At 67.9% G+C, this 14,342-nt stretch carries 14 protein-coding genes; 10 read left to right on the top strand and 4 right to left on the bottom strand.

The genetic code is table 11. The annotated features are described in order from the left end of the window. The gene (locus BN977_RS10065; protein WP_036397418.1) at nucleotides 1–1,476 is read left to right on the top strand and encodes an MCE family protein; all 1,476 of its coding nucleotides are present in this window, start codon (nucleotides 1–3) and stop codon (nucleotides 1,474–1,476) included. 4 nt (nucleotides 1,477–1,480) lie between these two features. Here BN977_RS10065 and zwf read toward each other — a convergent pair whose 3' ends face one another. Then, entirely contained in the window at nucleotides 1,481–2,995 is a 1,515-nt protein-coding gene (gene zwf / locus BN977_RS10060; protein ID WP_036397417.1) for a glucose-6-phosphate dehydrogenase, read from the bottom strand. 93 nt (nucleotides 2,996–3,088) lie between these two features. Here zwf and BN977_RS10055 point away from each other — a divergent pair, with 93 nt between their 5' ends. The 8 genes from BN977_RS10055 to BN977_RS10020 all read left to right on the top strand — a co-directional run bounded on the left by BN977_RS10055 (nucleotide 3,089) and on the right by BN977_RS10020 (nucleotide 9,954). Further along, the gene (locus BN977_RS10055) at nucleotides 3,089–3,532 is read left to right on the top strand and encodes an SRPBCC family protein (protein ID WP_036397415.1); all 444 of its coding nucleotides are present in this window, start codon (nucleotides 3,089–3,091) and stop codon (nucleotides 3,530–3,532) included. Continuing rightward, entirely contained in the window at nucleotides 3,523–4,602 is a 1,080-nt protein-coding gene (locus BN977_RS10050; RefSeq protein ID WP_036398840.1) for a CaiB/BaiF CoA transferase family protein, read from the top strand. Before BN977_RS10055 ends, BN977_RS10050 begins: the two co-directional genes overlap by 10 nt. Nucleotides 4,603–4,679: 77 nt before the next feature. Next, nucleotides 4,680–5,120: an SRPBCC family protein gene (locus BN977_RS10045; protein ID WP_024449990.1), complete on the top strand. Its 441-nt coding sequence runs from the start codon at nucleotides 4,680–4,682 to the stop codon at nucleotides 5,118–5,120. Between the two features lie 42 nt (nucleotides 5,121–5,162). After that, nucleotides 5,163–6,074, top strand: coding sequence for a TIGR03564 family F420-dependent LLM class oxidoreductase (locus BN977_RS10040; protein ID WP_036398838.1), 912 nt, complete (start codon nucleotides 5,163–5,165; stop codon nucleotides 6,072–6,074). Between the two features lie 45 nt (nucleotides 6,075–6,119). Next, nucleotides 6,120–6,821, top strand: a complete 702-nt coding sequence (locus BN977_RS10035; RefSeq protein WP_024449988.1) for a GntR family transcriptional regulator — start codon at nucleotides 6,120–6,122, stop codon at nucleotides 6,819–6,821. A gap of 81 nt (nucleotides 6,822–6,902) precedes the next feature. Beyond that, a complete protein-coding gene (locus tag BN977_RS10030; RefSeq protein WP_024449987.1) occupies nucleotides 6,903–8,450 on the top strand; it encodes an NCS1 family nucleobase:cation symporter-1 in 1,548 nt (515 codons plus the stop codon). Next, nucleotides 8,447–9,166, top strand: coding sequence for an aspartate/glutamate racemase family protein (locus BN977_RS10025; protein WP_036397413.1), 720 nt, complete (start codon nucleotides 8,447–8,449; stop codon nucleotides 9,164–9,166). Before BN977_RS10030 ends, BN977_RS10025 begins: the two co-directional genes overlap by 4 nt. Next, on the top strand, nucleotides 9,160–9,954 hold the full coding sequence (locus BN977_RS10020; protein ID WP_036397411.1) for a phosphodiesterase: 795 nt from the start codon (nucleotides 9,160–9,162) through the stop codon (nucleotides 9,952–9,954). Before BN977_RS10025 ends, BN977_RS10020 begins: the two co-directional genes overlap by 7 nt. Before the next feature lie 19 nt (nucleotides 9,955–9,973). Here BN977_RS10020 and BN977_RS10015 read toward each other — a convergent pair whose 3' ends face one another. Beyond that, nucleotides 9,974–11,662, bottom strand: a complete 1,689-nt coding sequence (locus BN977_RS10015; protein WP_084172464.1) for a sensor domain-containing protein — start codon at nucleotides 11,660–11,662, stop codon at nucleotides 9,974–9,976. Between BN977_RS10015 and BN977_RS32850 the strand changes: the two genes are divergently transcribed. Beyond that, nucleotides 11,651–11,821, top strand: a complete 171-nt coding sequence (locus BN977_RS32850; protein ID WP_165576311.1) for a hypothetical protein — start codon at nucleotides 11,651–11,653, stop codon at nucleotides 11,819–11,821. The two genes, BN977_RS10015 and BN977_RS32850, sit on opposite strands and share 12 nt — an antisense overlap. A gap of 120 nt (nucleotides 11,822–11,941) precedes the next feature. On the opposite strand, the gene BN977_RS10005 is transcribed toward BN977_RS32850, so the two are convergent. Next, nucleotides 11,942–13,150 (bottom strand): DUF6986 family protein, encoded by a 1,209-nt coding sequence (locus BN977_RS10005; protein WP_051561235.1) that lies wholly within the window; start codon nucleotides 13,148–13,150, stop codon nucleotides 11,942–11,944. A 9-nt stretch (nucleotides 13,151–13,159) separates the two neighbouring features. Continuing rightward, nucleotides 13,160–14,332, bottom strand: coding sequence for a pyridoxal phosphate-dependent aminotransferase (locus BN977_RS10000; RefSeq protein ID WP_036397406.1), 1,173 nt, complete (start codon nucleotides 14,330–14,332; stop codon nucleotides 13,160–13,162). Between the last annotated feature and the right edge of the window lie 10 nt (nucleotides 14,333–14,342).

Below are 14,342 nucleotides of genomic sequence, written 5' to 3'. Positions count from 1 at the left end.
ATGCTGCGCCTGCACCGCAAGGTCTGGATCCAGCTGGCGATCCTGGCCGCCGTCACCGTGATCTCGGTGGGAGTCATGGCCTTCGGCATCGTGAACGTGCCCGCACTGCTGGGTTACGGCCGCTACACGGTGTCGCTGGACCTGCCGACCTCGGGAGGGTTGTACGAGAGTTCGGTGGTCACCTACCGCGGAGACGAGGTAGGCCGGGTCACCGGTATCGGGGTCACCAAGGACGGTGTGCGGGCGACCCTGACCCTGAAGACCTCCACCCCGGTGCCCGCCGACGTGTCGGCGGCCGTGCACAGCCGCTCAGCCGTCGGGGAGCAGTTCGTCGAACTCGTCCCGGGCGCCGACGGTGGCCCCGCGCTGCGCGACGGTGATGTCATTCCCGTCGGCAAGGTGTCGGTGCCGCCCGACATCGGCGCCCTACTGGACGCCACCAACCGTGCCCTGCAAGCCATTCCGCAGGACAACCTGAAGACCGTCGTCGACGAGGCCGCCAAGGCCGTCGGCGGGCTGGGGCCCGAACTCTCCCGCATCGTGGACGGCTCGACCGCGCTGGCCATCGAGGGCGGCAAATCCACCGACCAGCTCGGCCGGCTCATCGACGAGGCGCCCCCGGTGCTGGATTCCCAAGTCCAGACCGCGGATTCGATCCAGACGTGGGCCGCGCACACCGCATCACTGTTCGGGCAGTTCAAGGCCCAGGATCGGGCCTTCGCCGATCTGCTGACTCAGGGCGGCCCCACGCTGGACGAGGGCCGGCGGCTGTTCGACCGGGTGGCGCCCGCGCTGCCGGTGCTGCTGGCCAACCTGGTCAGCCTCGGCGATATCGCGGTGACCTACCGCAACGACATCGAGCAGTTGCTGGTGTTGTTCCCGCACGGCACCGCCGTCATGTCGGCGATCGCCGTCGCGGACTCCGGGGTGAAACAGGCTTACAACGGTATCTATCTCGACTTCAACCTCAACCTGAACCTGCCGCCCCCGTGCAACACCGGCTTCCTCCCGGTACGCCAGCAGCGGGCGCCGTCGGAGCAGGACTACCCGGACCGCACCGCCGGTGAGCTGTACTGCCGGGTGCCACAGGATTCGGACCTGAATGTCCGTGGTGCACGCAACATCCCGTGCGAGACGAAGCCGTGGAAGCGGGCTCCGACGGTGGAGATGTGCGAGAGCGACGAGGATTACGTCCCGCTGAACGAGGGCTACAACTGGAAGGGCGACCCGAACGCGACGCTGTCCGGGCAGAGCGTGCCGCAGTACCCGCCGGGGACGCCGCCGCTGTCCACCCCGGAGGGCGCCGCCCAGGCTGCGCCGAGTCCGGCGCCGACTCCACCGCCGGTGCTGGCCTTCCCCTACGACCCGGCCACCGGGGACTACATCGGCCCCGACGGCCGCCGCTACACCCAGGGTGATCTGGCTAATCCGGGTAACCGGACGTGGCAGTCGATGTTGGTGCCACCGGGACGGTAGCCGGTCACGTGTGGTTGTTGTTCTCCCGCCACGCCCGCTCGAACGGCAACCGCCATGCGTTCGGCGCGATCAATTGGTGGATGGCGTTGGGGCCCCAGGTGCCGGGCTGGTAGACCTTGGCCGGGGGCGGGTCCTCCAGCAGTTGCACCGAACGCTCCCAAAGGGATTCGATGCCCTCGGCGGTGGTGAACAGGGTGTGGTCACCGCGCATGGCATCCAGGATCAGCCGCTCGTAGGCTTCCAGCACGTCGCCACCGGTGGCGATCTCCCGGGTGGAGAACTGCATGGACATCTTGTCCAGCTTCATGCCGGGGCCGGGACGCTTGCCGTAGAACGACAGTGACACCTTCGAGTTGTCGGCCAGGTCGAAGGTCAGGTGGTCGGGCCCCTGCGAACCGACCCCGGACCCGGCCGGGAACATGGTGCGCGGTGCCTCCTTGAAGGCGATCGAGATGATCCGCATGCCCTCGGCCATCTTCTTGCCGGTGCGCAGGTAGATCGGCACGCCGGCCCAGCGCCAGTTGTCGATACCCACCTTCAGCGCGATGAACGTCTCGGTGTCGGAATCGCGTGCCACCCCGTCGAGTTCGCGGTAGCCGACGAACTGGCCGCGCACCACGTCGGCGCACTTGATGGGCAGCATGGAGCGGAACACCTTGTTCTTCTCCTCGCTGATGGCCCGCGGCTCCAGCGCGGTCGGTGGTTCCATCACCACGAACGCCATCACCTGGAACAGGTGGGTGACCACCATGTCCTTGTACGCGCCGGTGCTCTCGTAGAAATTGGCGCGCTCGTCCAGGCCGAGCATCTCGGGGATGTCGATCTGGATGTGGTCGATGAAGTTGCGGTTCCAGATCGGCTCGAACAGCCCGTTGGCGAACCGGAACGCCAGGATGTTCTGCGCCGCTTCCTTGCCCAGGAAGTGATCGATGCGGAAAACCTGGCGTTCCTTGAAGGTCTCGTGCACGAAGTCGTTGAGCGCCACCGCGCTGGCCAGGTCGGTGCCGAACGGTTTTTCCATCACGACGCGGGAGCGGTCCACCAGGTCGGCCTCGCGCAACATGGTGATCACCGCCCGTGCGGCCTTGGGTGGCACCGAAAGATAATGCAGCCGTTGGGCATTACCGCCGAGCCGGGCCTCGGCCTCGGCGACCGCCGAAGCCAGCGCCGCCGGCCCGGCGCCCTGCGGTACATAGGTGACGATCTTGGCGAAGTTGGCCCACTGCTCGTCGGTGAGTTTGTGCGTGCCGAACCGTTCGATGGACTCCTTGGCCAGCGCGCGGAACTCGTCGTCGGTGAGATCCTCCAGCGAGGTACCGACCACCTGGATGTCGGGCGCCAGTTCCGACTGGTCCAGGTACGCCATCCCGGGCAGGAGTTTGCGTTTGGCGAGGTCACCGGTCGCCCCGAACAGCACGATGACGTGGGGTTCGAGCGGATCGGTGTCCCGGCGATGGGGGCGGGCGCCCGGCGCGGGATAGGCGATGGTCTGCGGGTTGTCTGGCTTGGAGTCGGCCACCCCGGTGATGCTTCCACCGGTAGGTGAACTCTGCACGACATCGAGGCGGTCAATTGCCGCCTCCGCACGCCGCCCGGTGGTTAGTGTCAGCCCATGGCAACCAGTGACTCCCGCGAAGTGGTCATCGAAGCGACACCGGAGGACATCCTCGCCGTGATCGCCGACGTCGAGTCGACCCCGACATGGTCGCCGCAGTACCAGAAGGCCGAGGTCGTCGAGACCGACGACGAGGGCCGGCCCCGGATCGTGAAACAGACCATCAAGACCGTCGGCATCACCGACGAACTGACCGTCGAATACACCTGGGAACCCGCCAAGGTCAGCTGGGTGCTGCTGAAAGCGGGCCAGCTCAAAGCGCAACAGTGCAGTTACACGCTCACCCCGCAGGGCGACAACACGAAAGTCCGGTTCGACATCACCGTCGAACTGGCCATCCCGCTGCCGGGGTTCCTGCTGAAGAAGGTGATGAAGGGCGCGCTCGAGGTCGCCACCGACGGGCTGCGCAAGCAAGTGCACAAGGTCAAGAAATCCGGATAGTGGGACCGTTGTCCGGGGTCCGCGTCCTGGAACTCGGCGGGATCGGACCGGGTCCCCACGCCGGCATGATGCTGGCCGATCTGGGCGCCGATGTGGTGCGGGTGCGGCGGCCCGGTCAACGGGAGCTGCCGCCCGAGAGCGTCGACCTGATGCACCGCGGCAAGCGGGTGGTTGACCTGGACGTGAAGGCCGACCCGGAGGCGCTGTTGAGCCTCGCCGCCAAAGCCGATGTGCTGCTGGACTGTTTCCGGCCCGGCACCTGCGAGCGCCTGGGCATCGGCCCCGACGAGTGCGCGCGGCGCAACCCACGGCTGATCTTCACCCGCATCACCGGCTGGGGTCAGGACGGCCCCCTGGCCCGGACCGCCGGGCACGACATCAACTACCTGTCGGTGACCGGAGCGCTGAGCGCCATCGGATACCGGGACCGGCCGCCGGTGCCGCCGCTGAACCTGGTGGCCGATTTCGGTGGCGGGTCGATGCTGGCGGTGGTCGGCATCGTCGCCGCGCTCTACGAACGGGAACGATCCGGACGTGGGCAGGTGATCGACGCCGCGATGGTCGACGGGGTCAGCCTGCTGGCACAGATGATGTGGACCATGACGGCCACCGGCGCGCTGCGCGACGAGCGCGAGTCGTTCCTGCTCGACGGCGGCGCACCGTTCTACCGGGTGTACGAGACTTCGGACGGCGGGTACATGGCCGTCGGCGCCATCGAACCGCAGTTCTTCGCCCAGCTGCTGACCGGTCTCGGGCTGCGCGCCGACGAGGTGCCGGCCCAGTCCGACCGCGACCGCTACGACGAGATGCGCGCCATCTTCGCGGCCCGGTTCGCCGCCCGCACCCGCGCCGAGTGGACCGAGATCTTCGCCGGCACCGACGCCTGCGTCACCCCGGTGCTGACCTGGGCGCAAGCATCCAGCAACGCGCACCTGCGGGCCAGGTCCACCCTGGTCGACGCGCACGGCGTGGACCAGGCCGCGCCGGCGCCACGGTTCTCCCGGACCTCCGCGGGACCGGTCGGGGCGCCACCACAAAACGCCACCCCGATCGACCGGATCGCTTGGTGACGATTCGCTTACGTTTCGGATAAAATTAGCCCTCGGAAGCGTTGCACGAGGCTGAATCGCGAATTAGATTTGCCGATATGGCCGTCAGGGCAACCCGGGAAGTCGTCTTCGACGCCCTCCCCGAGGAGATACTGGACGCTATCGCCGATATCGACGCGGTCCCGTCGTGGTCGTCGCTGCACCGGGAAACCGAAGTGCTCGACCGGCATCCGGACGGCCGCCCGCACCACGTCCGGGCAACGCTCAAGATCATGGGCTTCACCGACAAGGAGCTGCTCGAATACCACTGGGGTGAGAACTGGGTGGTCTGGGACGCCGCGGACACCCTCACCCAGCGCGGCCAGCACGGTGAATACAACCTCACCCGCGAAGGCGACCGCACCCGGGTCCGCTTCGACATCATCATCGACATCGCTGCGCCGATCCCCGAGTTCATCATGCGGCGCGCCAAGAAGATCGTCCTCGACACCGCCGTGGACAGCCTGCGCCAGCAGGTGACGGACAAGTACTCAGCCTGAGCCGAACGGAATCTCCGCCGCCGGCGGCTGGTTGTGGCCAATATGCCCACCGGAGTTGTGCTCGATCCCGACCGTACCGCCCCCAACCACGTCGCCGACGCCATCGACCAGGCCCGCCGCGCCTACGACGCGGGTGTCCGCCAGTTGTGGATCGCCCAGCAGTTCGACCATGACGCCATCTCGCTGGCCGGCTACATCGGGGCCGCCGTGCCGGGCCTGGGGGTCGGCACGTTCGTGGTGCCCGTCAACCCGCGCCACCCGCTGATCGTCGCCGCGCAGGCGCAGACCGCGCAGGCGGCCACCGGCGGCAACTTCAGCCTCGGGCTCGGCGCTCACGCGCCAGAGCAGGCCGCCTTCGGCACCGCCTGGCCGAACACCGTGGGGCGGCTGCGTGAGCACCTGCAGGTGCTGCGGTCCATCCTCGACACCGGCACCGTCGATTTCCACGGTGACCAGTTCACCGCGGCGCCGGAATGGCCGGTCGCGGTGGCGGGTGGCTCACCGCTGCCGGTCTACGTTGCGGCCATGGGGCCCAAGGCGTTACGCGTCACCGGCGAGCTGGCCGATGGCACCCTGCCCTACCTGGCCGGCCCGCGCACCCTGGAGGAGTTCATCGTGCCGACCATCTCGGCGGCCGCCGCCGATGCCGGCCGGCCCGCACCCAAGGTGATCGCCGCGGTGCCGGTGCTGGTGACCGACGACGTCGAGCATGGCCGGGCGGCCGCCGCCGAGGCCCTCGCGTTCTACGCCACCATCCCGTCGTACGCGAAGGTCATCGAACGCGAGGGCGTCGACTCGATCACCGAACTGGCCGCCGTGGGCACCGCGGCGCAGGTGACCCGCCAGTTGCAGCGCTACCGCGACGCCGGGGCCACCGACATCGTGCTGAGCCCGCTGGTCCGGACCGGTATCGCGGCACTGGAGCCGATCTGGGACGTGGCGGCCGCGCTGTAAGCGGCACGAAACAGGGCCGCAACACCGCTGCCCTACCCTGCGCTCATGCGGCCTCAACGGCGATCGGCGCTGCTCGACCACCTGGTGGCCGACCGTGCGGGCTCCTCGCAGCAGGCCGTGCTGGGTGAATTGCGCCGGGCCATCCTCGACGGCGGTGTCCCGCCCGGGACGCCCATCCCGCTGGCCGAGGTGGCCGAGGTGTTCGGCGTCAGCCAGATCCCGGTGCGCGAGGCGTTGAAGACCCTGGTCGGCGAGGGGCTGGTGGGGCAACGGCGCAACGCCGGCTACACCGTCGCGCTGCTGACCGCCCAGGAGTTGCGCGAGATGTACATCGTGCGGGAGACGCTGGAATCGGCGTCGCTGGCGGCGGCCGTCGCCAACGCCACCGACGCCGACCGGGCCGCGGTGATCGCCGCCAACGACGTTCTGGAACAGGCGGTTCGGGACGGCGACGGGGTGGCCTACCACCGCGGCAGCCGCGCCTTCCATGCGGCGCTGACGAGGCCGTCGCGGATGCACCGGCTGCTGCACATGCTCGAAGCGGCGTGGAATGTCACCGAACCCGTGCAGTCCATGGTGCATGTCGGGCGCGAGGACCGCGCCCAGTTGCACGCCGATCACGGCGCCATGCTGGCGGCCTTCCTGGCCGGGGATGCCGGGAGGCTGTTGGCCACCTCCGAGGAGCACGCGGCGCGGTTGAACGCCGTGATCGCGACGCTGCCGACGGACACCGGCCTCCTTGCCTAGCTGGCAATATATTTTCTTCGCAATCAATCCATAGTCGTTGTGAAACGCCAGGGAAACACCTGGTTTCTAGCGTCACCGGCTATGACCGATACCGTCATCCCCAAGAACGACCTGCCTCCCGGCGCCATGGTCGGCGCCGGTGACATCGTGGAAGCGGCCGGTCACCCGGTCGGCGGTGGTGAGATCAAGCCCGGGTACGACCCGCGGCTGACCAATGAAGACCTGGCCCCGCTGCGCAAGCAGACCTGGGGCTCCTACAACATCTTCGCGTTCTGGATGTCCGATGTGCACAGCGTCGGTGGCTACGTCACCGCGGGCAGCCTGTTCGCCTTGGGTCTGGCCAGCTGGCAGGTGCTGGTCGCGCTGCTGGTGGGCATCAGCATCGTGTACTTCCTGTGCAATCTGGTGGCCAAACCCAGCCAGTTGGCCGGTGTGCCGTATCCGGTGATCTGTCGCACCGTGTTCGGCGTCCTGGGCGCCAACATCCCGGCCATCATCCGCGGCCTGATCGCGGTGGCGTGGTACGGCATCCAGACCTTCCTGGCCTCGGCCGCACTGGACATCGTGCTGGTGAAGCTCTTCCCGGCGCTGGCGCCGTACGCCAAGGTGGACGACTACGGGTTCGCCGGGTTGTCCCTGCTGGGCTGGGGCAGCTTCCTGCTGCTGTGGGTGCTGCAGGCGTGCGTGTTCTGGCGCGGCATGGAGTCCATCCGCAAGTTCATCGACTTCTGCGGCCCGGCCGTGTACGTCGTGATGTTCATCCTGTGCGGCTACCTGATCTTCAAAGCCGGTTGGGGTGCAATCGATCTCAACCTCGGCGACGTGAAGTACACCGGCTGGTCGTCGGTCCCGGTGATGCTCGGCGCGATCGCGCTGGTGGTGTCCTACTTCTCCGGGCCGATGCTCAACTTCGGCGACTTCTCCCGCTACGGCAAGACGTTCGCCGCGGTCAAGAAGGGCAACTTCCTCGGCCTGCCGGTGAACTTCCTGGTGTTCTCGGTGCTGGTGGTGGTCACCGCGTCGCTGACGCTGCCGGTGTTCGGCGAGCTGATCACCGACCCGGTGGAAACGGTGGCGCGGATCGACAGCACCTTCGCGATCGTGCTGGGCGCCTTGACCTTCACCATCGCCACCATCGGCATCAACATCGTCGCCAACTTCATCTCGCCCGCGTTCGACTTCTCCAACGTCAGCCCGCAGCGCATCAGCTGGCGCGCCGGCGGCATGATCGCCGCCGTCGGCTCGGTGCTGATCACCCCGTGGAACCTGTACAACAATCCGGAGGTCATCCACTACACGCTGGAGACGCTGGGCGCCTTCATCGGCCCGCTGTTCGGTGTGCTGATTGCCGACTTCTACCTGATCCGCAAGGAGAAGGTGGTCATCGACGACCTGTTCACCATGGATGAGACCGGAAAGTACTGGTACACCAAGGGATACAACAAGGTCGCGGTGATCGCCACCGTCGTCGGTGCCGTGCTGGCCGTGATCCCCGTGCTGCTCGGTGGCACCGTCTACGGTATGCACACCGCCGCGCAGTACAGCTGGTTCATCGGCTGCGGTGTCGCGTTCGGTCTCTACTATCTGCTGGCCCGCCGCGACGCCTCGGTCGCCGAGTCGGTGTCGTGAAGATCTGGGTGATCAATCCCAACACCACCCGGGCCATGACCTCCACCATCGAGGCATGCGCCCGGGCGGTGGCCGGACCGGGCACCGAGATCACCGGCGTGACATCGGAATTCGGTCCACCGTCCATCGAGAGTCACTACGACGAGGCGATGAGCGTGCCCGGACTGTTGGACGCCGTCCGGCGCGGCGAAGACCAGGGTGTCGACGGTTACGTCATCGCGTGTTTCGGGGATCCCGGCCTGGACGCCGCCCGTGAGCTGGCCCGCGGGCCGGTGATCGGCATCGCCGAGGCCGGCATGCACACCGCCAGCCACCTGGGTCGCGGCTTCAGCGTGGTGACCACGCTGGCCCGCACCATGGGCCGCGCCGCCGACCTGGCCGAACACTATGGCATGCACCGGTTCTGCCGCGGCATCCACGCCTGCGAGATCGCCGTGCTGGACCTCGACACCGACCCCGATGCCCGCAAGATCATCACCGAGGCCTGCCGGGAAGCGCTGGAAGCCGACGGCTCCGATGCCATCGTGCTGGGCTGTGCCGGTATGGCGGACATGTGCGCCGCGATCTCGGCGGACCTCGGGGTGCCGGTGATCGACGGGGTGGCCGCCGCGACGTTGACGGTGCAGTCGCTGATCACTCTCGGCCTGCGGACGTCCGAGCGCGGGGAGTTCGCCGCGCCGCCGGAGAAGCGGTACACGGAACGCGTGATGTGCTGATCGCGCAGTTGTCGGACCCGCACGTCCGTCCGCCCGGCGTGCTCTACCACGGGGTCGTGGACTCCAATCGCGCTTTCGCCGAGGCGATTCAGCACGTTCTGGCGCTGGATGCCCGTCCCGACCTGGTGCTCGTCACCGGCGACCTGGTGGACGAGGGCCGGCCGGACGAGTACGCGATGGTGCGGGATATCCTTGCCGCGCTTCCCATTCCGCACTTGGTGATCCCGGGTAACCACGACGACCGGGAGTATTTTCGGGCCGCATTCTCCGATCACGGGTATCTGCCGTCGCGTGGGCCGCTGCACTACTGTGTCGACGACCATCCGGTGCGGATCATCGGCCTGGACTCCACGGTCCCGGGGTTGCATCACGGTCATGTCGATCAGGCCGGATTGGACTGGCTCGCAGACACTCTGGCCCAGCGGCCGGACAAGCCGACGGTGGTGATGCTGCACCACCCTCCGCTGGTCAGCGGCATACCGTATATGGACGAATACCGCTATTTCGACGAGTCGTCACTGCGCGGCGTCGTCGCGCGGTTCGGCAACGTCGAGGCGGTGCTGTGCGGGCATGTGCACCGGCCCATGGTGAAGCGCTGGGCCGGGACGGTGCTGTGCACGAGCCCGAGCACCGCGACACAGATCGACCTGCAGCTCGCCGCCACGGCGCGCCCGTCCAGTCACGACGGCCCGCGAGGCTACCTGCTGCACTCCTGGAGCGAGGGCGACGGCCTGGTCAGTCACACTGTGCAGCTCGGTACGTTCGGGGGACCGTACCCGTTCGCGTAGGTGTCCTGGCCGGCCGGATTCAGGCCGGGATTCGATCGCGTATCGCCGACGCAACGCCGACCGCCATCAACGGTTGGTCAGCGCCGCAGACTTCCACTCGGACGACCACATTCGACTTCGCAGCGACAGCAGTCGCGCAGTCCGCGGCGGCGCTCCCTGCGGGCGAATCCGTCACTGCCAGGATGTTGTCTTGCACGCCAGGTGCTGACAAGGTCCTGGGCTGTGGGGGATCGGAGCGGTGCACGATGACGGTCGCCCCGGCGCAATCGGTCCAGTGCGATTGTGTGGCAACCATGAAATTGGCGGCAGCCATCGCATCGGGGAAGGTCGCGATACGTTGTCGCACCCACAACTTGCCCGACGGCGAAGTGCCGGTGATATCGCTCTGCTGGGCCGATCTACTCTCATCGGGATACATCGGCAGCGCCGCCGCACAGCGTTCATCCGACGGAGGGTCGGGGCGGATGGCAGTCGCCCGAGCGGCGAGATCGCGCCCACCCACGATGGTTTGAACCACTGCGGGTTCGACGAGCACCGAGGCGAGATCGCCGTCCCGATATGTGCGCACCACCTCCGGACACTGCCAGAACGGGGTGACGTTGGCATCGTTGCCCGTCGCGGCGGACCTGACGATGTTGGTGACGCGATGTCCCGAATCGGGTGTCACCGTGATGGCGTAGCCACGGTCGCGCTGCCATTTGGCGGGAACGAGGACGAGTTTCCCACCATGGACCTCCAGTACCCGCAGGCATTCGTAGCGGTAGGTCGGCGGTCCGTTCGGGGTGGCGCCGGGCAGCACCGACATCTTGACGAGATCCGCTGGCAGGTTCAGCGCGTCGCTCGTGTCCAGCTGTACCGCAGTGTAATTGCCATCGCTGGGCCACAACCGGCTGGCCGCGTACGCGCCGTTGCGGTCGCCGAATTCGGCGGCGTACATGTCGGTGATCCAGAACAGCGCCACCACCGTGCCCGTGACGGCCAGGGCCAACAGTCCACGCTCTGCAATTCTGGGCAATCGCTTCCCGGCGTGCAGGCCACCGCTGATCACCAGCATCCAATAACCGGCGGCGAGGCCACCGACGCCGCCCACGATCGCCCACGCCGTATACACCGGACCGTCGCTGCCGATCACCGGGTGCAGCACCTTGTCGATCAGGGGGTAATCGGTCACCAGCCAGATACCGGCGGCACCGAGCGCCATCGCTCCGAACCCCAGAGCGCCCCAAGCGACCACCCGCAACAAGGTGCTGTGGCGTTGCGATGCGGCCCACCGTCGTACCGCCACGGCCAACATCAGCACGACGGCACACACCAGAAGCGCACGCAGTGCCGCGAAGAAGAAGGTGCCGATGGTGGCGACCACATAGTCGGCCGACGTGTAACCGAGCGCGGAAGGATCGACGCCGAAGTACTGAAGACGGTGTCGGATCGACAGAAGCCCGAAGAAGTAGCACAGCCCCGTGATCAGTGATGTCGGTGCCACGAAAAGCGTTGCCAGACTCAACCATTGGTCGGGTGAACGCCCCCGTGATGACGTTTCGCTCATGGGGTGGGGGTGGGAGATGTCGTCGTGGTGGTCATCGGAGTGGTGGATATCGTCGTGGTGGTCAGTTGGGTCGTGGTGGACGGCGTGGGCAGGGTCGTCGTCGTCAACGTGGTCGTGCTGGTGTACGCCGATGTCGTTTGCGTTGTGGTGGTGTCGGTCCATGTGGCCGAGGTCGAAGGAGTCGGCGAGGTGGTCGGCAACGGCACGCTGAATCGGGTGGTCGAACGCGTCGTGGTCTGGTCGTCGGTGATATCACCGCCGCATGCAGCCACCCACACGGCCGCCGACGCGATCGCTGTCAATGCCGTGCCACGCCCATAACCCATGACCCCTCCCGACCTCTGTCATCGAATGGTGACGAGTTGGCACAGGCCGGGCATAGGTAGATCGGTACTCGAATGTGAATCCTCTGTGGCGCGAGGGGCGATTTTCCGCGGCGATTCACACCTGGCGCGACTTCAGCGCCCGTAACGTCGCCAGGTCGGCGCTGGGTGCCTGCGCCAGCACGTCCGCGATGCCGAACGCACCGCAATCCAGCCCGCGCAGCACCACCGCGGCCAGCGCCTCCGCGGTGGCGGGTTCGTCGACCACGGCCCCGCCGCGGCGGTCCAGATACGCCTGCAGGCGCGGCGCGGCGGCGGCCAGCGCGGACCGGAAGAAGCTGAACGTCGCCAGCCACCGGGTCACCAGGTGCCCGGGATGCATATCCCAGCCCTGGTAGTAACCGCGCTCCAAGGATCGGGTGACCAGCCGGTGATGGCGCCGGATCGCCCGCTGCACTTCGGTTTCGCTGCCCACCGGATTCACCTGGGTGGACCCGTCGGCCACCCAGACCCCGGTCTGCGCGGCGGCGGTCAGCATGACGGCCTTGGCATGGTCGGCCACCGGATGCTCCAGTGACTGGTGCTGCGGGGTGATACCGCAGGCGGCGCTGTAGTCATAGGTGCCGTAATGCAGTCCGGTGCACCGCCCCTCGGCCAGGTGCAGCGCCCGGGCCAGTGCCGCGGTCCCGTCCGCACCGAGCACCGCCTGCGGGCTCTCGATCTGCAACTCGAACCGCAGCGCCCCGGCGGGCAACCCGTGCGCATGCTCCAGCGCCTCGCACACCCACACCGTCGCGGTGACCTGTTCGGCCGCACGCAGTTTGGGCACGGTGAAGACGAACCCGTCCGGCAGGCCGCCGTCGAGCACCAGTTCCAGCGTGCGCACCGCGCGCGGCCGGTCGGCCAGCGTCAGCCCCTTGAACCGGATCCCGCACGAACCCAGCCGTGCCGCCCGCAGGGTCTGCCCGGCGCGGAGGGCGTCGGCGTCCTCCACGGTGTCACCGCGGCGGCCGTACCCGTCCTCGAAATCCAGGCGCAGATCGGCGATCGGCGCCTCGGTCAGGCGCCGGCGCACCAGGTCCAGCACCTCGGCCGAACCCAATTCCGCGAACACCGCGGCGTGCCGGTCCAGCAGTTCCACCGCGGCCGCACCCCACACCGCCGGGGTGTCCGGGGAGGCGTCCGCGGCGCTGATGTACACGGTGTGCACCGGCTGCGGTTGCGGGCGGTCCCCGGGATAGTGTGCGGCCAGGTCGGCGTCGACATCGGCGAGCAGGGCGTCGATACGGGCCAGCGTCGGTTCGGGAATCGCGTTCACACCGACCATCGTTGCGTGTCAGCTCGTCCGGAGCACGCCCAATCGCCGGATCGCCTCGTCCAGCGTGTCGTCGCGCTTGCAGAACGCGAAGCGCACCAGGTGATTCCAGCCGTTGTCGGTGTCGGCGCAGAACGCCGACATCGGGATGGCGGCCACCCCGGCCTTGTGCGGCAGTTCGGCGCAGAACGCCGAGCTGTCGTGATAACCGAGCGGACGCGGATCCGCGCACAGGAAGTAGGTGCCGTGGCTGTCGTGCACCGCGAAACCGAGATCGGTCAGCGCGCCGGCCAGCCGGTCCCGCTTACGGTGCAGGCTGTCGCGCAGATCGTGCACCCAGGCGTCCTCGTGGTCCAGGGCGTAGGCCACCGCAGGCTGGAACGGTGCCCCGCCGACATAGGTGAGGAACTGTTTGGCCGCCCGCAGCCCGGCGATGAGTTCGGCCGGGCCGCAAGCCCATCCGATCTTCCAGCCGGTCACGTTGAACATCTTGGCCGCGCTGGAGATGGTCACCGTGCGTTCGGCCATGCCGGGGTAACGCGCCAGCGGCAGATGCCGGAGGTAGTCGGTGTCGGTGTACACCAGCGCCTCGTAGACCTCGTCGGTGATGACCACCAGGTCGGCGGCCACCGCCAGATCGGCGATGGCGCTGAGCTCGGCGTCGGTGAGCACCATCCCGGTCGGGTTGTGCGGCGAGTTGAGGATCAGCGCCCGGGTCTGGGGCCCGACGGCGGCGCGCAGCGCCTCCAGATCCAGGGCGAAGCCCCGGCCGTCGGGCACCATCGGCACCACCTTGCGGATGCACCCCGCCATGGCGATGACGGGGGAGTACGAGTCGTAGAACGGTTCGATCACCAGCACCTCGGAGCCGGGTTCCACCAGCCCGATGACGGCGGCGGCGATGGCCTCGGTGGCACCCACCGTCACCAGCACCTCGGTGTCGGGGTCGTACTGCATGCCGTAGTGCCGGGCCCGCTGCCGCGCGATCGCCTCCCGCAGCGCCGGGATCCCGGGGCCGGGCGGGTACTGGTTGACCCCCTCGGCGATGGCGTCCTGGGCCACCTTGAGCATGCCGGCCGGCCCGTCCTCGTCGGGGAAACCCTGGCCCAGGTTCACCGCACCGATCCGAGCCGCCAGCGCGGACATCTCGGCGAAGATCGTCACCGCATACGGCTGAAGCCGCGACACCGTCATGCTGTCCGAG

It is taken from the genome of Mycolicibacterium cosmeticum (genome assembly GCF_000613185.1).
GTDB classification, from domain to species: Bacteria; Actinomycetota; Actinomycetes; order Mycobacteriales; family Mycobacteriaceae; genus Mycobacterium; species Mycobacterium cosmeticum.
This window is presented reverse-complemented; position numbering and strand designations above follow the sequence as displayed.